The sequence below is a fragment of the Mycobacterium sp. NPDC003323 genome (assembly GCF_053589535.1).
In genome coordinates, this window is sequence record NZ_JBSFSB010000001.1 from 502,052 (window position 1) to 523,568 (window position 21,517).

A 21,517-nucleotide genomic window follows, 5' to 3' on the forward strand; every position below is an offset into this window, starting at 1 on the left:
CGGCCGCGGTCTGGATCAGCAAGACTGCCTCCACCGCGGGATAGCCCTCCGTTTGCGCTGCATAGACTCTGCGCAGACGACCGTGAACAGGGCGCGACTCCCAGGCAGGACGGTGAGATGAGCGACAACGGGCCGACGCTGGCGCAGGTCGGCGAGTTCGGCGTGATCGACCGGATCGTCGCGAACCGGCGCCAACCGGCGGCGGTGACGCTGGGGCCCGGTGACGACGCCGCCGTGCTTCATGCGGCGACGGCGGTGACCACCGACATGTTGGTGCAGGACCGGCATTTCCGGCTGGACTGGTCCACTCCGCACGACATCGGCCGCAAGGCCATCGCCCAGAACGCCGCCGATATCGAGGCGATGGGGGCGGTGCCGTCGGCCTTCGTGGTCGCGTTCGCCGCGCCGCCGGACACCCCGGCCGCGGCCGCGCAGGAGTTGTCGGACGGGATGTGGGACGAGGCGCACCGCTGTGGCGGTGGGATCGCGGGCGGGGACCTGGTCAGCGCACCGCTGTGGGTCATCTCGGTGACTGCACTGGGAGATCTCGATGGGCGGGCCCCGGTGCGACGCGATACCGCCGCACCGGGGCAGACGGTGGCCGTCATCGGTGACCTCGGGACTTCGGCGGCCGGATACGCGTTGTGGCGCAATGGAATCGACGGCCACCAGCAACTCCGGGAACGGCATCTGGTGCCTGCGCCGCCGTATGGTCAGGGTCGGATCGCGGCCGAGGCCGGTGCGAGCGCCATGACCGACGTGTCCGACGGACTGCTGGCCGATCTCGGTCATATCGCCGCCGCGTCGGGTATCGGGATCATGCTGACGCGGGAGTCGCTGGGTGCCGATCACGCCGCGGTCGCCGCGGCCGCGGCGGCAACCGGCGAGGACGGATGGACCTGGGTGCTCGGTGGCGGCGAGGAGCACGCGTTGGCCGCGGTGTTCCCGGGCCCGATCCCGCCGGGCTGGCGGGCGATCGGTACGACCGTCGAGGGGCCGTCGATGGTGCTGGTGGACGGCAGGCCATGGCATGCAAGTGCGGGCTGGCAGTCCTACTGAGGTCTCGGCACGCTATTTTTGGCGCTCGTGACACCACGCCCGTTGACCGATCTCGTCGAACCCGGCTGGGCTCGCGCGCTGGAACCGGTGGCCCCGCAGGTCGCGCAGGTGGGGGAGTTCCTGCGCGCCGAACTGGCCGCCGGGCACCGCTATCTACCGGCCGGGGAGAACGTCTTGCGGGCGTTCACCTTCCCGTTCGAGGAGGTGCGGGTGCTCATCGTCGGTCAGGACCCGTACCCGACGCCGGGCCACGCGGTCGGGTTGAGTTTCTCGGTGGCCCCCGACGTGCGACCGGTGCCGCGCAGCCTGGTGAACATCTTCACCGAGTACAGCGCCGACCTGGGGCATCCGACCCCGTCCAGCGGTGATCTGAGCCCGTGGTCGCAGCGCGGGGTGATGCTGCTCAACAGGGTGCTCACGGTGCGGCCGGGCACGCCGGCATCGCACCGCGGCAAGGGCTGGGAAGCGGTCACCGAGTGCGCCATCCGGGCACTGGTCGCCCGGCCGCAACCGCTCGTGGCGATCCTGTGGGGACGGGACGCCGGCACGCTCAAACCGCTGTTGGTCGAGGGCGGGTGCGGGGTGATCGAGTCGGTGCACCCGTCGCCGCTGTCCGCGTCACGCGGATTCTTCGGGTCCAAACCGTTCAGCCGCACCAACGAACTGCTGACGCAGCTGGGTGCGGACCCGGTGGACTGGAAACTGCCCTAGCGCCATTTGTGCGCAGACACGACATCGTCCCATCGCGCGGGGATGCGATGGGACGATGAATCGAGTTCAGCGCCGCTGGGCGGTGTCTAGCCGCGGGTGACCTTGCCGGCCTTCAGGCAGGAGGTGCACACGTTGACCCGCTGCTTGTTGCCACCCGGACGCGCGACGGCGCGCACCGACTGGATGTTCGGGTTCCACCGACGGCTGGTCCGGCGATGGGAGTGTGAAACCGACTTACCGAAGCCGGGGCCCTTTCCGCAGACATCGCACACGGCAGCCATGTGTAGAACTCCTCGTATCAGTACTTGGTGGGTCAACAACCATTAGGCCTGGGTGACCCGACAACCTGACCAGGATACCGGGGCCGGGAACGGATCTGCAAAACGGTGCCCGCAGCACCTGCTGATCGGATGTCCAACCTGTGCACAACTCGGGCGCTGTCGGCGCCGGTGACTATTCTGGCGCGCACGGTCCGCGGGACGTTCAGGAGGTGTAGATGTCGGTGGCGCGGCTCGACGCACCGACGTTGAAGCGCTGGGCGCACACGGCCGTCGGGCAGCTCATCACGCACACCGACGAGATCAACCGCCTCAATGTGTTCCCGGTCGCCGATTCCGACACCGGCACGAACATGCTGTTCACGATGCGTGCCGCGGTGGCCGGCGCGGAAGGTCGCGACGATCTCGATCTGGTCGGGCTGACCGCTCTGCTGGCCGACGGCGCGCTGCGCGGCGCCCGCGGCAACTCCGGGGTGATCCTGTCCCAGATCCTGCGGGGCCTGGCCGATGTCACCGCCGAGGGCCGGCTGAGCGAGGTCGACGGCACGGCGTTCGCCGCCGCGCTGCGGTGCGCCGAGACGCTGGTCATCGCCTCGATGGGACAGGCCGTGCCGGGCACCATCGTGTCGGTGCTCGGCGAGGCCGCCCAGGCGGCCGAGAAACATGCCGCCGAGTCGGTGGACGCGGTGGTCACCGCCAGTGCCGCGGCTGCGGCGGACGCGCTGGACCGCACCACCGAACAGTTGGAGGTGCTGGCCGAGGCCGGCGTGGTGGACGCCGGTGGGCGGGGTCTGCTGGTACTGCTCGACGCGATGACCGCCACGCTGGCCGGAACCGCGCCGGCGCGACAGGTCTACCAGCCGGCCGCGGCGGCAACCGAACCCTCACGCACCGAACCGGCACCGCCGCGCTTCGAGGTGATGTACCTGCTGACCGGATGTGCCCCCGACGCCATCGAGCAGTTGCGCGTCGCGCTGGCCGGCCTGGGCGACTCCGTGGCGATCACCTCTGGACGCGGCGGCGCGCATTCGGTGCACGTGCACACCGATGACGCGGGAGCGGCCGTGGAGGCCGGACTTGCGGTGGGCGTGCCCAGCGGTATCCAGATCACCTTGCTCACCGGTGCCCGACCGGTGGCCGCCGGCAGCCGCGACCGCGCGGTGTTGGCCGTCGTCGACGGTGACGGTGCCGAGACGTTGTTCGCCGATGAGGGCGCCAGGGTGCTACGACCCGGCGACGGCCGCCCGATCAGTGCCCAGCAATTGCTCCGGGCGCTCGTCGACGCCGATGCCGCGCAGATCATGTTGTTGCCCAACGGCTTTGTCGCAGCCGAGGAGCTGGTCGCCGGCTGCACCGCGGCCACCGGTTGGGGCATCGACATCGTCCCGGTGCCGACCGCGTCGATGGTGCAGGGGCTGGCCGCGCTGGCGGTGCACGACGGCGCCCGCGAGGGGGTCGACGACGGCTACACGATGGCGCGGGCCGCCGCGGGCGCTCGGCACGGTTCGGTGCGGGTCGCGACCGAGGATGCACTGACCTGGGCGGGTGCCTGCAAAACCGGTGACGGACTGGGCATCACCGGTGACGAAGTACTGATCGTGGGGCGTGATATCGCCACCGCCGGTGCGGGGCTGATCGATCTGCTGTTGGCCTCCGGTGGCGAGTTGGTCACCGTGTTGCTGGGTGCCGGTGTCGACGACGGCGTGGGGGAGCGGCTGCGCGAACACGTGCGCCGCGAGCACCTCGGGGCCGAACTGGTCAGCTACCGTACGGGCCACGGTGGGGACGCGTTGTTGATCGGAGTGGAGTAGCGGTGGCCGTTCTCGGGGATCTGCTGTCCCATGTGCTGGGCGTCAAGGCCGCGAACTCGTTGGAGGAGGCCTTCGGGCTCCGCACCGTGAACGACCTGTTGCGGCACTATCCGCGCAAGTACAGCGACGGGATCAATGTCCGCGAAGAGGGCGAGGAGATCGAACTCGAAGAGGGCACCCACGTGACCTTCGTGGACACCATCACCAAAACCGATGTGCGCCCGATGAAACCGCAGCCGGGCAAGCGGGCACGCAAGCTTTTGCGGGTGACGCTGGGCAACCGGAACCCGCCGATCACCGCGACCTTCTTCAATGCGGACTATCTGGTCGGCAGCCTCACCGAGGGCACCCGGGTGATGCTGTCGGGTGAGATCGGCTATTTCCGCAACACCGTGCAGTTGTCCCATCCGGCGTTTCTGGTGCTCGACGAACGCAACGGGCGCACCATCGGCACCCGCTCGTTCAAGAAGATCGCCGACGCGTCCGGTCAGACCGGCGATGACGTGCTGGCGGCGTTCGAACGAGACTTCTTCCCCATCTATCCGGCCACCAAGAAGCTGCAGAGCTGGGACATCTTCGCCTGTATCAGTCAGGTGCTGGCGGTGCTCGACCCGGTACCCGAGCTGCTGCCCGAATCTGTTCTGCGACAATGGGATCTGATCTCCGAGGATGCGGCCCTGCGCGGTGTCCACCTGGCGCGCAACGCCGTGGAGCGGGCAGCGGCGCATGAGCGGCTGACCTACGACGAGGCGATCGGGCTGCAGTGGGCACTGGTCTCCCGGCGTTACGGTGAGCTCGGCGAGACCGGCCCGACCGCGCCGGTACGCGACGACGGGTTGTTGGCCGCGCTCGGCGCGCAGCTGCCGTTCGAACTCACCGGCGGGCAACGCGAGGTGCTGGAGGTCATCTCCGGTGAGCTGGCGGGCTCGCGGCCGATGAATCGCATGCTGCAGGGTGAGGTCGGCTCCGGCAAGACCATCGTGTCGGTGCTGGCGATGCTACAGATGGTTGACGCCGGCATGCAGTGCGCGTTGTTGGCGCCCACCGAAGTCCTTGCGGCCCAGCACTACCGGTCCATCCGTCAGGTGCTGGGACCGCTGGCGATGGCCGGGGAACTGGGCGCCGCGGACGGAGCCACCGGGGTGGCACTGCTCACCGGGTCGATGTCCCCGCAGCAGAAGCGGCAGGCCCGCGACGACATCGTCTCCGGGGCCGCGGGCATCGTGATCGGGACCCACGCATTGATCCAGGAGTCGGTGGAGTTCGCCCGGCTGGGCATGGTGGTGGTCGACGAGCAACACCGGTTCGGGGTCGAACAACGTGACCGGTTGCGGGCCAAGGCCACCGGGGGGATCACACCGCATCTGCTGGTGATGACGGCGACTCCGATCCCGCGCACCATCGCGCTGACGGTGTTCGGCGACCTGGAGACCTCCACCCTGCGCGAGCTGCCCCGCGGGCGGCAGCCGATCGTCTCCAACGTCATCTTCACCAAGGAACACCCGGCCTGGTTGGACCGGGCGTGGGAGCGCATCAAGGAGGAGGTCGGCGCCGGCCGGCAGGCCTACGTGGTGGCCTCCCGGATCGACGAGGAACCCGACAAGAAGAACGCCTACGAGCACGGCCCACCGCCGGTCACGGTGCTGCAGCTGCTGGACCGACTGCGCGGCGGCCCGCTGTCCGGGCTGCGGCTGGGCCTGATGCACGGCAGGCTGGCGCCCGAAGAGAAGGACGCGGTGATGTCGGCCTTCCGGGCCGGTGACATCGATGTGCTGGTGTGCACCACCGTCATCGAGGTCGGCGTCGACGTGCCCAACTCAACCGTCATGGTGGTGATGGACGCCGACCGGTTCGGCATCAGCCAGTTGCATCAGCTGCGCGGCCGCATCGGGCGCGGCCAGCACCCCAGCCTGTGCCTATTGGTGACGCGGATGCCGTCGACGTCCAGGGCCGGGGAGCGACTGCGCGCGGTCGCCGGAACGCTGGATGGTTTCGAACTGGCCGACCTCGACCTGCAAGAACGACAGGAGGGGGATGTGCTGGGCTACAACCAGTCCGGCCGGCTGACCACCCTGCGTTATCTGTCGTTGGCCGAGCACCTCGGGGTCATCCAGGACGCACGCAGCTTCTGCGAGCAGGCCTATCTGGACGATCCGCATCAGCCGGGTCTGGAGGTGCTGGCCGCGCCGTTCTCCGACACCGATCGCGTCCAGTACCTGGACAAGTCATGAAACGGATGGCGGTGCTGGCCGCCGGTGTCGCACTCACGGTGCTGGTGGCGGTGCAGGTCAGCACCGAACCGGGTACCGGCTCATCACGTTTCGTCGCCGAGGCCGATACGCCGACGGTGGCGCCCGGCATCGACGTCCTGGCAGGCGTCGTCGAAATTCCTTCCCGGACGCCGGCCTACGACTACCGGCGCGATGCCTTCGGGGATTCCTGGGACGATGACAACGACGCGCCGGGCGGTCGCAATGGCTGCGACACCCGCAACGACATTCTCGATCGCGATCTGGTCGAGAAATCGTATGTGTCGATCAAACGCTGTCCGACCGCGGTCGCGACCGGAACGCTGGTCGACCCGTATACCAACGAGACGATCGCCTTCGTCCGCGGTAACCAGATCGGGGCCTCGGTTCAGATCGACCACATCGTGCCGTTGGCACTGGCCTGGGATCTGGGTGCCCGGTCCTGGTCTGATGAGTTGCGGTTGCGCTTCGCCAATGACCCGGCCAACCTGATCGCCGTCTCCGGTGGCGCCAACCAGGACAAGGGCGACAGCGAGCCGGCGCTGTGGATGCCGCCCAACCGGGCGTTCTGGTGTCAGTACGCGGTGCAGTTCGCCGAGGTGCTGCGCGGATACCGGCTGCCGGTCGACGCGTCGTCGGCGCGGGTGTTGCGCGAGGCCGCGGGGACCTGCCCGACCGGCTGAGCGCGCGCCGCCGGTGGCGGCAGCACGGTCATCCCTGGCCGGCAGGCGGTGTCTGGGTGGTCTGTGCGGTGGTCTCGGTCGTGGTCGGCGGCGTCGTGGTCACTGTTGTGGTGATCGTCGGAGGTGCCGTTTCGGTGATCGTCGGCGGCACGATGACTGTCGGGCTGATCACCGTCGTCTCGGTCACGGTGGAGCCGGTCGTGGTGGTCGTGGTGGATGACGCCGTGGCGGATGACGTCGATGTCGCCGACACGGACTCGATCACCCCGCACGCGACACGCGCGCCGGCATCCCCGGTGGCCAGGGTGTCCTCATCGGGTCCGGCAGATCCGCCGGGCCCGGTGTAACGGTCGGGGATGTGCCCGAAATTGTCCTCGTCCTCGTGGATCATCAGGGCGGTGCCCTCGCCGTCGAGGAGATCTTGCGCGGTGAAAGCATCGGTGGTGGTGACCAGTTCGGCCGTGCCGTCGGAACGAACCTCCAGTGCGGTCAGGTCACCGCTGGCCGGGTGGCCGGTGTTCCCGGCGGCCTGGAAATGACCGCCCGCCGACAAGAAGTCACCGCGGTCGCCGCCGCCGGGGGGTTCGGAGTCCGGCTCGCACTCGCCGACGGAATGGATGTGCATGCCGTGGAATCCCGGGCTCAGGATGCCGCTCTCGACGGTCTTGACCGTGATTCGTGCGAAGCCGTCGGCGAAGTCCAGTGTGGCGTCGGCGACCGGCGTCCCGTCCGCGGTCACCAGCTGCGCGGACAGCCGTTCCGTCCCGGCGGGCACCGCGCCGGTGGTGGATTCGTCGCCGGTATCACTGCCGGAGTTGCAGGACGTCAGGGCGAGCGTGGGAACGGCCAGGAAGGCCGCCGACAGTGCGAGTCGATGTGCCATGCGAGCGCGGGTACCCCGACTTGTGGCCGGCGACACATCTCTGACGTCACTCGCAGCGACTGTGCACCAGCGTCCAGTGGTTGCCCTCGGCATCGCGGCGGTAGGACAGCTCGTCGAGCACCCGGTAGGCGATCGCCAGGCCGCGGCCGCGTTCGGACATCTCGTCGGGCATCTGCAGCCGCGCGAGGTCCATCGGTGCGGGATGCCCATCATCGGTGAACACGGCGCGGATGCAGTCGTCGGTCAGTTCGACGGTCATCCGCAGGTGTACCGGCTGCCCGTCACCGGAGTGCTCGATGATGTTGGCGCCGATCTCGCCGGCCGCGAGATCCATGTGCAGGCGCACGATCTCGGGGATGTCGCTGTGCTCCCACACGGCGTCGAGGGTCTGCTGTATCGCGGCCAGGGTATCCGGTCCGGTGACGGTGTCCAGGGTCAGCGGGTCAGGACCGGTCATCGAAGGCACCATCGGCGTCGGGATAGGCGCGCAGCACGCGGTTGAGATTGGTCAGCTCCAGCACGGTGCTCACCTGGCGGGTCGGCGCGGCGATCCGGAGATCGCCGCCGGCTTGGCGGGCAGTCTTCAGCCCCGAGATCAGGGCACCCAGGCCCGATGAGTCGATGAACTCGCATTCGCTGAGGTCGACCACCACACGGTGTTGACCGTTGCCGACCAGCGCATGCAGTTCCTTGCGGAGGACCGGCGCGGCCACCATGTTCAGCCGCCCGGCCGGCTTGACCACCACAACGCCGGAAGTATGTGTGCGGGTGGGGAATTGGCTCACTGGACTCCTCGATTGTCAGGTTTCTTCGGCCTCGTGGCCGCGGTATCGGACGGCTTGGAACACCACGCTCAAGATGATGATGTCGAACAGCACCCAGAACAGGTTGACGCCGACACCGAGCATCGAGATGGCGCCGAAGTACAGCTGCACGATGCCGATCACCGAGGCCACCGCCAGCATCGCGATGGCCGCCAGCTGCCATTTCACCAGGTGCCACGGCACGGAGTCGACGGACTGTTTGGTCTTGGGTGTGACTGCGAAGCCCAGCGGCCGGTCGAAGTAGACGTTGCGGAACGCGGTGACGCAGGCCCGGATCCACACCGGGAACAGCGCGAGGCTGTACTGCTGACCGCGCCAGGTCGGTGTGCCACGGCTGATGATGATGAACATCAACTGGTTCAGGATGAGGAACGGGATGAGCCTGCCGAAGAAGTCCCAGCTGTAGGCCTGCACCGGCATGATGCCGAAGATGAGGTAGATCGCCGGCGCGGCGATGTAGGCCAGCGCGGCGAAACCGGCCAGATAGCTCCACATCGTGGCCCAGTACATCAGGCGCTGACCGATGCTCAGGCCCTTCTGAACCAGCGGGTTCTCCTTGAGCATCACCTGAATGGTGCCCTGGGCCCAGCGCAGCCGCTGGGTCATCATGGTGCGCACATCATCGGGAGCCAGGCCGCGCGCCAACACCTCATGGTGATAGGCGGATTTCCAGCCCTGTGCGTGCAGACGCATGCAGGTCGCCATGTCCTCGGTCACCGAGATGGTGGCCATCGGGAGCACCGGTTGCGCCTCGTCGTCGCGGCCGACATCGACCGCGCGCACCATGGCGCTGATCGATTCGATGGCGCCCAGCGGGGACCAGTCCCGGCCGGCCAGCGAGGTGAGGGCCTCGTCATCGAATATCACTTCCGTGGAGGTGTGTTCGGGATCCTGCTGCAAGGCGGTGATGACTTCCAGGTCGGCGCGCATCGCCGTCACGTCGGCATCGACGATCGAGCGGGCGGCGGCATCCACGCGCTGCTGGAACTCGTAGGTGATATCGGCGAGCTCACGCTTGTCGCGCAGCTGGCGGCGCGCGTCGGCGGTCGCCTGCCGGACCGACTCCAGCGCCGCCTGCACCTCGGGTTGATCGGGACCGGCCTGTGCCGCAGCGGTCTTGAGCATCTTGCGCGCGGCGAACAGGGTGCGTTTGATGCCGTCCTCGACGGCCTGTACGTATCCGCGGATCCCGAGCTGCATCAACGCTTCTCGTCGCAGGACCGCGTTCGATCCGCAGAAGTACGCCGCGTTCCAGCCGTCCTTGCCCTGCTGGATGGGACCGTAGAACAGCGGCGCCTGGCTGCCCAGCGGGTCACTGAAGGGAACGTTGTGGAAATACTGCGGGGTCTGCACCAGCGCCATCTGCGGGTCCCGGAAATAACCCAGGGTGTGATCCAGGATCCGCGGATCGGGCACCTGGTCGGCATCCAGGATGAGCAGATACTCGCCCGCGGTCTCGAACAGCGCGTTGTTGAGGTTGCCCGCCTTGGCGTGCCGGGGCTTGTCGTCCCAGTGCGATGACCGGGTCACATAACCGACCCCGGCTTCGGCTGCGGCGGCGGCCAATTCGGCGCGGTCACCGTCGTCGAGGATCCAGGTGCTGTGCGGATAGCGGATCGCCTGGGCCGCACGCGCGGTCTCCAGCACCATCGGGATCGGTTCGTTGTACGTCGTGATCAGCACGTCGACGGTGGCGCCGTCCGGTGGTGGTGGCGGTGGGTGGCGGCGCAGTACCCGCCACATCGTCAACGCGAACAGCATCGAGTCGATCACGCTGTAGGTCTCGGCCAGCACCAGTGGCACCGCGATCCACCACGCCGACCAGTTCAACGATGCCATCCAGCGCCAGACGATGTAGTTGATGCCCAACAGCGCCGTGCACAGGATCAGCAGTCGCAGCCACGGCGACGGGAGCTTCCCGACCGAGGCGTCCGGCAGTCGGTGCGTCATCCCGACGGCTCGCGTCGGATGGCCACCAGCGTCACATCGTCGAGTCCGGGTTGTGCGGCGGCCAGCGCCCGGATCCGGGCGCACAGGTCGGACGGGTCGCGGTGTTGCGCGACGAACCGCAGTGCCGGTCGGACATCGCAGCCGTCACTGACCAGATCGAGCACACCGTCGGACGCGAGCACGATGCTGTCGCCGGGCGCGAGCGTCACCCGCTCCGAAGTCCACACCTCCTCGGGCACGATGCCCAGCGGAAGTCCGTTGCTGCGCAGCGGTGTCACCGTCGCATCGGCACCGACATGCGCGGCGAACCCGTGACCCGCGTCCACGTAGTCCAGCACGCCGTCGGCGGTGCGCAGTTTCAGGTGCACCATGGTCACGAAGCTGTCGGTGCTGTTGAGATCGTCGGCGATCTGATGGGCCACCGAATTCACCGCATCGGCGATATCGGCGGTGCCGCCCACCCAGTCGATGGCGCGTGAGGCGCCGCGCAGCGCCGAGCGCACCGTTGCGGTGACGATCGCCGCGGCCAGCCCCTTGCCCATGACGTCGGCGATGGTGAACACCACGCCGTCGGACACCGGGTAGTGGTCGTAGAAGTCACCTCCGACGGCGAATGCCGGTAGGCACAGGCCCTGTACCGAGTAGCCCGTCAGGGTCGACAGAGGTGCGGGCAGCAGTTGACGCTGCACCGCGGCGGCACGCTCAAGGTCATCGGTACTCTGCAGTTCGCGTTCGGCCCAGCCGGCCAATTCGATGAAGGTCTGCCGCTGCGCCGCGCTGAGCGAACGCGGTTCGGTGTCGTAGACGCAGAAGGTGCCGATGGCGTGGCCGCCGGGACCGCGCAACGGATATCCCGCGTAGAACCGGATGCCGCCCTCGGCGCGGATCGCCGGCAGGTCGGCGAACTCGGACTGCCAGGTGTCCTCGATGATCAGCGCGGGGTCGAGACCCTCGTAGGTCCGGGCGATGGTCGCCTGGCAGACGGTCTGGCCGCGCGGCACGCTGCCGTCGAGATCCAGTCCGTCGCATTGCTTGAACCACTGCCGGTCCTCGGCCAGCAGTGAGATCGCCGCCATCGGCACACCGAGTGCGCAGCGCGCCATGCTGGTGACACGGGCGAAACGGTCCTCGGGTGCGGTGTCGAGTTGATAGACCTGTTCGACGGCGTGCAGCCGCTCGGCCTCGACGTCGGCGGGCAGGGTGTAGCGATCCTGCAGTGACGGTCCGCTCATGCCGGCCCTCGCAGGGCACCGACCAGCGCGGCGGCGGCGCGCGGCGTGCTGGTGATCCGCCAGTCGGTCTCCTTGTCGTGGTCGAACCAGACGAAACCCGAGACCGTGGTGCACTCGCGCAGATACCGGACGAACGCGGTGATCCAGTCGGCTTTGCTGCCGCCTTCTTCGGCGCAGGCCACCTCGGCGATCACGACGGGCCGGCCGTCGGCGATGTCTTCGGCTTGGGCCAGGACGGCATCGAAGATCTCCGCCGGGGAACGCCACCGGGTCGCCGTGCGCGACGTCCCCCAGTTGAAGCCGTCCACACCGATGATGTCGACGAACTCGTCACCCGGGTACCAGGTCTTGAGCGTGGTGTCCCGGGACAGCCCGGCATCGGGGCACCACATCCACCGCACATTGGTCGCGCCCCCGGCGGTGAACATGCCGTGGATTCGGCGCCAGGACGCGGCGTGAGCATCCGGCGGCGTGCCGCCGTCCGGGGTCCACGGATACCAGTCGCCGTTGAATTCGTGTGCGAACCGCAAACAGATCGGGCGTTGCCAATTCTGCAATTCGGCAACCCATTCGTGGATATATTCATCGAAGGCGCCGGTGCACAAACTCTGCCATGTGTCGTTTCCGCGGTCGGATGTCGTCCACGGCTCCCAGGTGATCACCGGAACGGCGCCGATGCGGTCGGCGGCCGCCAGTTCGTCCAGTGGCGGCGGGGAGGCGAAATCCTCATACCAGAGCACATACTGAGGATTCCGGCCGAGCAGATCCGAGACCGCGTCGAGCTCGTCGGTGGCGCAGGGACCCCCGGGCGTTGTGACGCCGAAATCCAGCATGCGATTCGAATTCCCCACCTCTTGAAGATAAGGCCAACCGACCTCACGCGCGGAGCAAAATGGTGTCCAATGTCGGACACGTATTCGGGCAAAAAGCGAAACACCGGCAACCGGTGAGGTGCACCTGCCGATCCGCTGTACCGGGCACCCCGACCGTCTTCCTCGAAAGCCGACACATCCTGTGTCGGTGGCATGCCGAACCGAGTTGGGTGGTCGATGAGCCGCGCGCCGGTCTGAGGTCATCGATACCGTTGTCGCACAAGTGGTTAGGGTGGATAGACCTGCTTGATGGTGCCGTCCGGGTTCACCTGCATGAATCCGGTACCCGGTTCGGTCGAATGGATGGTCAACTCCAGGCCGCCGTCCTCGGTGCCCTCGATGATCAGATAGCACCCGGTGCCCGGAGGCGCACCGATGGTCTGCGGTGCGTCGGCCAGCACTGCGGCCACCGCGGGCGCGTCGAACATGCTCAGATCGGCCAGATGATCGAAGCCGGCGGTCGAAGTCGGTGAGCCCCATTCCTGCCAGCCGTCACCGCGATAGGTATAGCCCTGTGTGATATTGGCGTTGGCCGGGTCGGCCCGGTCGACGATCGCGTATTCGGGGTAGACCACGAGTGAGAAGCCCATCGCGTCGCCGAACTTGTCCCGGATGGTCTGCACCAATCCGGCCAGACCGTCGGCGGTCTGGATCTGTGCAGGACTCACTGGCGTGGGGGACGCGGTCGGGGGATTCGTCTGCGGCGCAGCGGTACTGGTGCGCGTAGGGGTACGCGCGGAATCGGTGCGCCCGGCGATTTGCTGTCCGGACCCGGGATCGTCGCCGCCGTCGACCACCAGCACGATGGCAATGAGGACCACCACCGCGGCGACGGCGAGGCCGATCGGGATGAGAATGGCCGGACCGCGCCACCATGGTTGCGCCGGCTGCTGTGCCTGGTGCCATGGCTGCGGCGTGGGAACGGGCCACTGCTGAGGGTGCACCGGACCGGGGACCGGCGGCGGATACGGCGGTGCGGCGGCATACGGCGGGGTGGGCCAGTGCCCGGCGGTGGGTCGGTCGTGCCCGGTGACGGGTGTGACCGCGGCTCGGGCGGCCGCCGCCAATTCGCCGGTGGTGGCGTATCGGTGCTCGGGGTTCTTTGCCATACCGGTTGCGATGACATCGTCCATCCGCGGTGGCACGCCGGGTTGGATGCTCGACGGTCGCGGCGGCGGCAGCGTCAGATGACCGGTGATCTGACGCTCCACGCTGTCGCCGGGAAATGGCTGTGATCCGGTCAGGCATTCGTGCAGAACGCATGTCAGCGCGTAGATGTCGGCCCGCGCATCCGAGCTGTCGGTGGACAGCCGCTCGGGCGCCATGTAGGCCAGGGTGCCGATGGTGGAACCGGTGCTGGTGAGCTTGGTGCCGCCGGTGGACTGCGCGATGCCGAAATCGATGAGATACGCGAAATCCTCGGGCGTCACCAGGATGTTCGACGGCTTCACGTCGCGATGTACCAGTCCGACGCGGTGCGCGGCATGCAGCGCCGCCGCGATCTGTTCGGTGATGCCGACCGCCCGCGGGGGCGGCAGCGGACCGGTCTCCAGCAGCTCGTGCACGGTCTTGCCGTTGATCAGCCGCATCGTCACATACAGTCGTCCGTCGATTTCGCCGAAGTCGTGGATGGGCACGATATGCGGCTCGTCCAGGCCGGCGGCCAGTTGGGCCTCGCGCCGGAACCGGCGCTGGTAGGTGTCATCGTCGGCGAGGTTGGCGGGCAGCACCTTCAGCGCCACCACTCGGTTCATCGCGGTGTCATAGGCCTGCCACACCTCGCCCATGCCGCCCCGGCCCAGCACCTTCACCAGGCGATAGCGACCGAACGGGATGCCCTCCACGCGCTAACCATAAGGCACCGAAGATCAGGTCAGTCGGCCGTCGGTGTGCCGGCTCTGTTCTGCTGGGCGGTCACCGCCCCACCGAGCCAGCGGCGCAGGAAGTTTCGCAGCTCCTGCGGTGGGCGCCCGGCGTTCGGGGCGACGAAGAACGACATCATGACCCGCAGGGTGAACTCGACCAGTTCGCGCTGGCTGTCCTCGTCGTAACCGTGTGCGGCCCAGTCGACGTCGAACCGGTCGATCATCCGCATGCCGATGGCGCGGGCCTCCTCGGACGTGAGGTCCTCGCTGTGGTTGTGCGGGTAGGACTGCGACAGCAGGATGCCCAGATGCGGCGTGCGGGTGACCTCGTCGAGGGTGAAGACGGTGCCCTCGGTGATGGCGTCGGCCGGATCGTGGATGCCCCGCACGTTCTCGGCGAGGCGGTCCAGGAAGGCATCCACCGACGCCATCGCCACCGCGTGCATGAGTGCATCGGAGGTGGGGAAGTAGCGGTAGACGGTCTGGCGGATGATGCCCAGCGAGTTGGCCACGTCGGCCAGTGAGATCGCCGCGCCGGTGGCGCTGACCAGGTCGACGGCGGCTGTGACGATGCGGCGGGCGGCCTCTTCATCGGTCTGCGGCGGATCGCCGCCCCACCCGCGCCTGCGCGCCATCGGCACCTTCCTCTCGGAGTACGCGACGCTAGCACGCGACCGTCATCATACAGTTAGACGCTAATGCGTATGATCGTGTGATAGTTTGCCGGCATGACCGATCTGAAGGTGCGCAAGATGCGCTTCGCGTTCGCCGACTACGACGTCCCCTTCGTGTGGAACGAGACCAATCCGGCGTTCTCGGCGATGGCCAATGCCGTGTCATTCCTGGCGATCGCGTTCGAGAAGATGATCGTCAGCACCATGGCGGAGGCGAAGCCACTGCTGGTCGATTCGCCGATCGCCGACGAGGCCGACGCGTTCGTCCGCCAGGAGGGCCAGCACTCGATGGCGCACCGGCAACACGCGCGCGGGCTGATCAAGGCCTATCCGGCACTCAAGGAGACGCTCGACGAGGTGATCGCGGCCTTCGACGACCTGGTCGAGAACAAGCCGCTCAAGTACCGGCTCGCCTACACCGCCGATCTGGAGGCCACCTTCACCCCGGTGTTCAAGTTGATGCTCGACAACGACGCCACCCTGTTCGCACCCGGCGACGACCGGGTGGCGTCGCTGTTCCTGTGGCACTTCGTCGAAGAAGTCGAGCACCGCAGTTCGGCACTGATCATCTACGACGATCTGGTCGGCGACCCGTGGTATCGCGCCCGGGTCGCCCCGTCGATCTTCAAACACGTACTGGATGTGGTGCGGATGGCCTGCGACGGTTTCAACAGGCATATCCCGCTGGAGGTGCGCAAGGTCGACGCCGTGTCCACCTTCGCCCTGGCGCGGGCCAAGAACGCGCTGCTGCAACGCATCGGGCGCCGGCCCGACTACGGGCCGTTCCAGAGCCCGTTCCCGAATCTCGGCAAGCGCGAAACACTCACCGCGCTCGTGGGTATCGTGCGCAGTCAGATCCCCGGTCACAATCCCGAACACGAGAAGCTTCCCGCGCTGGCCGGCGAATGGTTCAAACGCTACGACGAGGGCTACGACGTGACCAACTGGTACACCGCGGAAAAGCAGACCGCCGATGTCTGATCTGTGTAGGCCGACCTTCGAGCAACTCGCCGAGCGGCTGGGCTTCAGCTGTGCCGAGGCCGGCGGACTGTTCGAACTGCGCAGCCCGTTCGCCCTGGAGAACTGGACGCTGCCGGTGCTGGAGCTGACCATCGTCGTCGGCGCGGTGCTGGCGTTGGTGTATGCGGTGATTCGACTGCGCCGCCACGGTGACGCCACCAATCTGGTGCTCTGGTTCGGCGCCATCGCCTATCTGCTGATCATCGAACCGCCGCTGTACTTCCCGGCGGCATTCGGCATCGAGCAGCACGTCGACACGATGTTCGCGCACAACGTGTTCACCGTCGAATTCCTCTGGGGCAGACTGCCGCTCTACATCGTGGCGATCTACCCGATGATGGCCACGATCGCCTTCGAGATCGTGCGGACCCTCGGGGTGTTCCGCCGCTACGGGACGCTGGTCGGCGCGGTCTGTGTGGGATTCGTGCATCACGCGTTCTACGAGATCTTCGACCACATCGGTCCGCAGCTGCGCTGGTGGGAGTGGACGCTGGAGCATCCGCTGAATCAGCCGTTCCTGGACGCGGTTCCGCTGCCCAGCGTGGTGGTGTTCGCGGCGCTGTGGCCGATGTCGCTGGCGTTCTGTGTGCAGTTCTTCGTCGGCCGGCATGTCGATCGCGGCCGGCGCTTCACCGGCGTTCAGATCCTTTGGCGCACCGTCGTGGTCGGCCTGCTCGCATCGATCGGGACCGTGCTGCTGCCCTCGCCGGCGACGATCATCGGCTCGTTCACAAACTTCACCGTGATGGGTGTGGTGTACGCACTGGAGCTGGTGGTGATCACGGCCGTCGCGGTTCCGGTGTTGGTCAAGCAGTGGCAGCGACTGCGCAACACGGCGGCCTCGGCCACCGAGGCGCGGTATGTGCACCCGCAGATGATCCGTTACGGCGTGCTGTATCTCGCGGTGATGGCGGTGTTGTGGGTGACCGCGCTGCCCGCCTACTTCGGGTCGGTGGACGGCGTCACCGCCAACGGCGATCCGGTCGGCAGCCTCTGGTACACGGTGCTGTGCTTCGTCATCGCCGGGCTCAGTACGGCCGCGGCGCTCACCGTGTCGGCGGCCCGGCCGGCGCCCGCGCCCGCCGCGGTCTCCTAGTTACTGCCGAGCAGACGCAAACTCTCCCGAAAACCTCGGTTTTCGGGAGAGTTTGCGTCTGCTCGCGAGAAAAGCCTACGTGCCGGTGTAGGTGGTGGGGTCCGGGCGGAACCGGGTGCCGTCGTCCAGCGCGGTGAGCGCGGCCAGATGCTCGGCGCCCAGCTCGAAATCGAACACGTCGAAATTCTCCGCGATGCGTTCGGGCTTGGACGACCGCGGAATCACCACGTTGTCCAGCTGCAGGTTCCAGCGGATCAGCACCTGCGCCGGGGTCTTGCCGTACTCGGCGGCGATCCCGGTGACCGTCGGGTTCTCCAACAGCTTGCCGACGCCCAGCGGGCTGTAGGCCTCGGTGACGATGCTGTGCTCGGCGTGCGCCGCGCGCAGTTCGGTCTGCACCAGCTGCGGGTGCAGCTCGATCTGGTTGACCGCGGGCGCCACGAAGGACAGGTCGATGATGTTGGTCAGGTCGTCGGGAGTGAAGTTGGCGACACCGATCGACTTGGCCAGGTTGTCCTCGCGCACGCGCAGCAGCCCACCCCAGCTGTCGACGTACTTACCGCTGTCCCCGCCCGGCCAGTGGATGAGGTACAGGTCGACGTAGTCCAAACCGAGCCGTTCCAGGCTGGCCTTGGCGGCGTCCTGGGAGGCCTGGAAACCCTGGTCGCCGGTGGCCAGCTTGGTGGTGACGAAGATCTCGGCGCGCGGTAGGCCGGAGGCGGCGATGGCCCGCCCGACACCGGCCTCGTTACCGTAAGCGGCGGCGGTATCGATAAGCCGCACACCGATTTCCAGCGCGGCAGCCACCGCGTGCTCGGCCTCGGCGTCGGTCAGCTCGCCCACCCCGATGCCGAGAACCGGAATCGTGTTCTCGTCGTTCAAACCGATGTTGGGCACCGCTGCTGCCGAAGTCATGTCCTACCTATCCCGTGAAGTTGAAGGTCCGTGGGTCGGGTCCCAGGCGGGTGCCGTCATCGAGTGTCGCGATGGACTCGATGTCCGCAGCGCTCAGCTCGAAGTCGAACACGTCGAAGTTACTCGCTATCCGATCCGGGTTCACCGACTTCGGGATGACGATATTACCCAGCTGCAGGTGCCACCTGATCAGCACCTGGGCCGGCGTTTTTCCGTGCGCCTCGGCGATGGTCGTCACGGCCGGGTCCGACAGCAGACCACCCTGACCCAGTGGGCTCCACGCTTCGGTGGCGATCCCGAGCTCGGCGTGCAGATCGCGCAGCTCCTGCTGCGGCAGCCGCGGGTGCAGCTCGATCTGGTTCACCGCAGGCACGATGCCGGTGCCGTCGATCAGGGTGCGCAGGTGTTCGGGCGCGAAATTGCTGACGCCGATGGAGCGGATCCGGCCGTCCTCGCGCAGCTTCGCCAGCGCCTTGAAGCTCTCGACGTACAGGTTGACCTCGGGCAGCGGCCAGTGGATCAGGTACAGGTCGACATAGTCCACGTCCAGGCGCTGCGCGCTGGCATCGAACGCGCGCAACGCCTTGTCGTAGCCCTGCACGGAGTTCCACAGCTTGGTGACCAGGTAGATGTCCTCGCGGGGCACCTCGGAGGATTTCAGACCCTGACCGACCTCGGTCTCGTTCTGGTAGGCGGCGGCGGTGTCGATGTGGCGGTACCCGGTGCGCAGGGCACTTTCCACGGCCACCCTGGTGTCCTCCGGCGGGGTCTGCCAGACTCCCAACCCGACCGTGGGAATCGAATTTCCGTCGTTCAGCATGAGCATGGGGCTTGAAAGGGCAGTCATGACACAGAGTCTGCCAGCGCGGCAGAAACCGGGTCCGTTCCGGCTGAAGGCCGCCGTCATGGCGAGCCGGGTGTCGGTACCGGTGATGGCACGTATCCCGGATCCGGCCAAGCGGCTCCTGCTGGGCAGGCGTTCGGTCACCATCGACGGCAATACCCTGGACACCAGCCTGCAGCTACTGCTGACCGCGCAGCGCGCCTCCGGCATCGGTGGGCTGGTGGCCAGCGATGACGTCGGCGTCGCCCGGGCCCAGCTGGACGCCGCCTCGGCGGCCTTCGGCACCGACATCGTGGTGCCGTCGCGCGACTTCACCGTGCCCGGTCCGGACGGGTCGCTGCGGGTTCGGCACTACCGTGCCGATGCCGGCGCGCCGCTGCTGGTCTTCCTGCACGGGGGTGGCTTCGTCGTCGGCAGCCTCGACACGCATGACGGGTTCTGTCGCCGGCTGTGCCAGGACGCCGGCGTGCATGTGCTGTCGGTCGACTACCGGCTGGCACCCGAACACAAGGCTCCGGCGGCCGCCGAGGACTGCTTCGCGGCGTACCAGTGGGCGCTGGAGCACGCCGGTGAACTGGGCGCCGACCCCGACCGCATCGCCGTCGGCGGAGACAGCGCCGGTGGCAACCTCGCCGCGGTGGTCACCCAGACCGCGCGTGATCGAGGTGCCACCCTGCCCGCGCTGCAGCTGCTGATCTACCCGATGGTCGACCCGGTCGGCGAAACCGTCTCGCGGAACCTGTTCGCCGACGGATATTTCCTGACCAAGGCCGATATCGAGTGGTTCGACCGGCACTATGTGGGCGGATCCGAAATCTCCGGGGAGGACCCGCGGGTGGCCCCGTTGCGGGCCCAGGACCTGACCGGGCTGTCGCCGGCGCTGGTGGTCACCGCCGGGTTCGACCCGCTGCGTGACGAGGGCCGCGCCTACGCCGAGGCGCTCGCGGCGGCCGGCGTGCCCGTCGATCGGCGCGAGTACGGGTCGCTGGTACATGCGTTCATCAATTTCTTCCCCCTCGGCGGTGACAGCGAGCTCGCAGTGGCCGACCTCACCTCGGCGCTACGGGCTCATCTCAGCCGGTAGGCTGCACACGTGGCGAACAAACCGAAGAAGCAGGCCAAGTACGACTTGAAGGCCGCTGACCGCAAGCGCAACCTTCTCGTCCAGATCGGGCTGACCTCGGTCGTGGTGCTCTTCGCGGTCGCGCTGGTGCTCTGGATCGTGCTGAACGGTGAGACGAACCCCGAGGCCGGCGAGGCCCGCGCGGTGCGTGTCGAGTCCAGCAATGTGATCAAGAAGGACGACGGCATCGAGCCCAAGGCGGTGGTGTCGGTCTACGAGGATCCGCTCTGCCCGCACTGCGGTGCCTTCGAGAAGGCCTTCGGTCCCACCCTGAACGAACTCATCGACAAGGGCGTCATCGCGGTCGACTACTACATGGTCGGCATCCTGGACAGCGCCGGAAATCAGAATTACTCCTCGCGGGCCAGCGGTGCGGCGTACTGCGTGGCCGACGAGTCGGTCGAGGCGTTCCGCCGCTTCCACGGCGCCCTTTTCGCCCAGCAGCCGCACGAGACCGGCGGCGTCTACCCGACCAACGCGCAGCTGATCGAGACGGCGCGGCAGGCCGGCGCCGCCGGCGGCGTGCCGGAATGCATCGACAAGGAGCGCTACGTCGAGATGGCCTCCGGCATGGCCGCGGCCACCGAGATCAACGCGACCCCGACGGTGCGGATCAACGGCGAGGACTACGAATACAGCACGCCGGAGGCCATGGTCGGCAAGATCAAGGAGATCGTCGGCGACGTTCCGGGCCTGGCCGCGGCATCGTGACCGTGACCGCCGACCTCGAATCGGCCGAATCCCCGGCCGAGGAGACCGGCGTGCGCAGGGCCGGTGCGATCGGCGTGCTGATCGCCGGTGTGCTCGGTCTGGCCGCGGCCGCCGCGCTGACCATCGAGAAGATCGAGATCCTGATCGATCCGAGCTACGTGCCGTCGTGCAGCCTGAACCCGGTGCTGTCCTGCGGTTCGGTGATGACCACGCCACAGGCCTCCCAGTTCGGATTCCCGAACTCGCTGATCGGGATCATCGCGTTCACGGTGGTGCTGGTCACCGGTGTGCTGGCCGTGGCCAAGGTGACGTTGCCGCGCTGGTACTGGACCGGTCTGACCATCGGCACCGCGCTGGGCGTGGTGTTCGTGCACTGGCTGATCTTCCAGAGCCTGTACCGCATCGGGGCGCTGTGCCCGTACTGCATGGTGGTGTGGGCGGTCACCGTCCCGCTGTTGGTCATCGTGGGCTCGATAGCGCTGCGCGCCGAGCACGCGACCGGGCCGGGCCGCATCATCTACGACTGGCGCTGGTCCCTGGTGGCGTTGTGGTTCACCGCCGTTGTGCTGCTCATCCTCGTCCGGTTCTGGAACTACTGGTCAACCCTGCTGTAGCCGCCGACTTCACAGTCGGGGGACATGCCGCTGTGAGCAATCTGCAGGTCAGTATCCTCATACCTGCGCGTCACGACGGGAAACTGCTGGTGTCGCCATGTGC

Annotated in this window: 21 protein-coding genes; 10 read left to right on the top strand and 11 right to left on the bottom strand. The window is 67.6% G+C overall.

The window, feature by feature from the left end:
• Nucleotides 1-117: 117 nt before the first annotated feature.
• Entirely contained in the window at nt 118-1,059 is a 942-nt protein-coding gene (locus tag ACWDUN_RS02145) for a thiamine-phosphate kinase (RefSeq protein WP_449923936.1), read from the top strand.
• 27 nt (nt 1,060-1,086) lie between these two features.
• A complete protein-coding gene (locus tag ACWDUN_RS02150; protein WP_449923938.1) occupies nt 1,087-1,770 on the top strand; it encodes a uracil-DNA glycosylase in 684 nt (227 codons plus the stop codon).
• Nucleotides 1,771-1,856: 86 nt separating this feature from the next.
• Here the strand turns inward: ACWDUN_RS02150 and rpmB are convergent, their stop codons facing one another.
• Nucleotides 1,857-2,051 (bottom strand): 50S ribosomal protein L28, encoded by a 195-nt coding sequence (rpmB, locus tag ACWDUN_RS02155; RefSeq protein ID WP_030135717.1) that lies wholly within the window; start codon nt 2,049-2,051, stop codon nt 1,857-1,859.
• Between the two features lie 215 nt (nt 2,052-2,266).
• On the opposite strand from rpmB, the gene ACWDUN_RS02160 reads away from it, so the two are divergent.
• Genes ACWDUN_RS02160 through ACWDUN_RS02170 form a run of 3 tightly spaced genes read left to right on the top strand, consistent with a single transcriptional unit; the run spans nt 2,267 to nt 6,791 of the window.
• Entirely contained in the window at nt 2,267-3,859 is a 1,593-nt protein-coding gene (locus tag ACWDUN_RS02160) for a DAK2 domain-containing protein (protein ID WP_449923944.1), read from the top strand.
• 2 nt (nt 3,860-3,861) lie between these two features.
• Complete coding sequence (gene recG, locus ACWDUN_RS02165; RefSeq protein WP_449923947.1) at nt 3,862-6,090, top strand: ATP-dependent DNA helicase RecG; 2,229 nt, start codon at nt 3,862-3,864, stop codon at nt 6,088-6,090.
• Nucleotides 6,087-6,791: an HNH endonuclease family protein gene (locus ACWDUN_RS02170; protein ID WP_449923949.1), complete on the top strand. Its 705-nt coding sequence runs from the start codon at nt 6,087-6,089 to the stop codon at nt 6,789-6,791. Before recG ends, ACWDUN_RS02170 begins: the two co-directional genes overlap by 4 nt.
• Before the next feature lie 28 nt (nt 6,792-6,819).
• Here the strand turns inward: ACWDUN_RS02170 and sodC are convergent, their stop codons facing one another.
• The 8 genes from sodC to ACWDUN_RS02210 form a co-directional block, all read right to left on the bottom strand.
• A complete protein-coding gene (gene sodC / locus ACWDUN_RS02175) occupies nt 6,820-7,674 on the bottom strand; it encodes a superoxide dismutase[Cu-Zn] (RefSeq protein WP_449923952.1) in 855 nt (284 codons plus the stop codon).
• 46 nt (nt 7,675-7,720) lie between these two features.
• Entirely contained in the window at nt 7,721-8,131 is a 411-nt protein-coding gene (locus ACWDUN_RS02180; RefSeq protein WP_449923955.1) for an ATP-binding protein, read from the bottom strand.
• Nucleotides 8,118-8,459: an STAS domain-containing protein gene (locus ACWDUN_RS02185; RefSeq protein WP_449923957.1), complete on the bottom strand. Its 342-nt coding sequence runs from the start codon at nt 8,457-8,459 to the stop codon at nt 8,118-8,120. Before ACWDUN_RS02185 ends, ACWDUN_RS02180 begins: the two co-directional genes overlap by 14 nt.
• A 15-nt stretch (nt 8,460-8,474) precedes the next feature.
• Entirely contained in the window at nt 8,475-10,448 is a 1,974-nt protein-coding gene (locus ACWDUN_RS02190) for a glycosyltransferase (protein ID WP_449923960.1), read from the bottom strand.
• Nucleotides 10,445-11,680 carry a PP2C family protein-serine/threonine phosphatase gene (locus ACWDUN_RS02195; RefSeq protein ID WP_449923962.1) on the bottom strand — a complete coding sequence of 412 codons (1,236 nt, stop codon included), beginning with the start codon at nt 11,678-11,680 and terminating at the stop codon, nt 10,445-10,447. Before ACWDUN_RS02195 ends, ACWDUN_RS02190 begins: the two co-directional genes overlap by 4 nt.
• Complete coding sequence (locus ACWDUN_RS02200; RefSeq protein WP_449923965.1) at nt 11,677-12,531, bottom strand: glycoside hydrolase family 26 protein; 855 nt, start codon at nt 12,529-12,531, stop codon at nt 11,677-11,679. Before ACWDUN_RS02200 ends, ACWDUN_RS02195 begins: the two co-directional genes overlap by 4 nt.
• 248 nt (nt 12,532-12,779) lie before the next feature.
• Complete coding sequence (locus tag ACWDUN_RS02205; RefSeq protein ID WP_449923968.1) at nt 12,780-14,396, bottom strand: serine/threonine-protein kinase; 1,617 nt, start codon at nt 14,394-14,396, stop codon at nt 12,780-12,782.
• A 29-nt stretch (nt 14,397-14,425) separates the two neighbouring features.
• Complete coding sequence (locus ACWDUN_RS02210) at nt 14,426-15,052, bottom strand: TetR/AcrR family transcriptional regulator (protein WP_449923971.1); 627 nt, start codon at nt 15,050-15,052, stop codon at nt 14,426-14,428.
• A 93-nt stretch (nt 15,053-15,145) separates the two neighbouring features.
• Between ACWDUN_RS02210 and ACWDUN_RS02215 the strand changes: the two genes are divergently transcribed.
• Entirely contained in the window at nt 15,146-16,072 is a 927-nt protein-coding gene (locus tag ACWDUN_RS02215) for a metal-dependent hydrolase (protein WP_449923974.1), read from the top strand.
• A complete protein-coding gene (locus ACWDUN_RS02220) occupies nt 16,065-17,207 on the top strand; it encodes a hypothetical protein (protein ID WP_449923976.1) in 1,143 nt (380 codons plus the stop codon). The genes ACWDUN_RS02215 and ACWDUN_RS02220 overlap by 8 nt, the downstream gene beginning before the upstream one ends.
• Before the next feature lie 75 nt (nt 17,208-17,282).
• On the opposite strand, the gene ACWDUN_RS02225 is transcribed toward ACWDUN_RS02220, so the two are convergent.
• Together ACWDUN_RS02225 and ACWDUN_RS02230 are read right to left on the bottom strand one after the other, a co-directional pair.
• On the bottom strand, nt 17,283-18,122 hold the full coding sequence (locus tag ACWDUN_RS02225) for an aldo/keto reductase (protein ID WP_449923979.1): 840 nt from the start codon (nt 18,120-18,122) through the stop codon (nt 17,283-17,285).
• Nucleotides 18,123-18,129: 7 nt separating this feature from the next.
• The gene (locus ACWDUN_RS02230) at nt 18,130-18,969 is read right to left on the bottom strand and encodes an aldo/keto reductase (protein WP_449923982.1); all 840 of its coding nucleotides are present in this window, start codon (nt 18,967-18,969) and stop codon (nt 18,130-18,132) included.
• On the opposite strand from ACWDUN_RS02230, the gene ACWDUN_RS02235 reads away from it, so the two are divergent.
• From ACWDUN_RS02235 to ACWDUN_RS02245, 3 genes are read left to right on the top strand one after another with little or no spacing between them, the layout of a single operon-like run.
• Nucleotides 18,968-20,050, top strand: coding sequence for an alpha/beta hydrolase (locus ACWDUN_RS02235; RefSeq protein WP_449923985.1), 1,083 nt, complete (start codon nt 18,968-18,970; stop codon nt 20,048-20,050). The genes ACWDUN_RS02230 and ACWDUN_RS02235 overlap by 2 nt on opposite strands.
• A gap of 9 nt (nt 20,051-20,059) precedes the next feature.
• Nucleotides 20,060-20,800: a DsbA family protein gene (locus tag ACWDUN_RS02240; protein WP_449923988.1), complete on the top strand. Its 741-nt coding sequence runs from the start codon at nt 20,060-20,062 to the stop codon at nt 20,798-20,800.
• On the top strand, nt 20,797-21,414 hold the full coding sequence (locus ACWDUN_RS02245; RefSeq protein ID WP_449923991.1) for a vitamin K epoxide reductase family protein: 618 nt from the start codon (nt 20,797-20,799) through the stop codon (nt 21,412-21,414). Before ACWDUN_RS02240 ends, ACWDUN_RS02245 begins: the two co-directional genes overlap by 4 nt.
• The last annotated feature ends 103 nt before the right edge of the window (nt 21,415-21,517 follow it).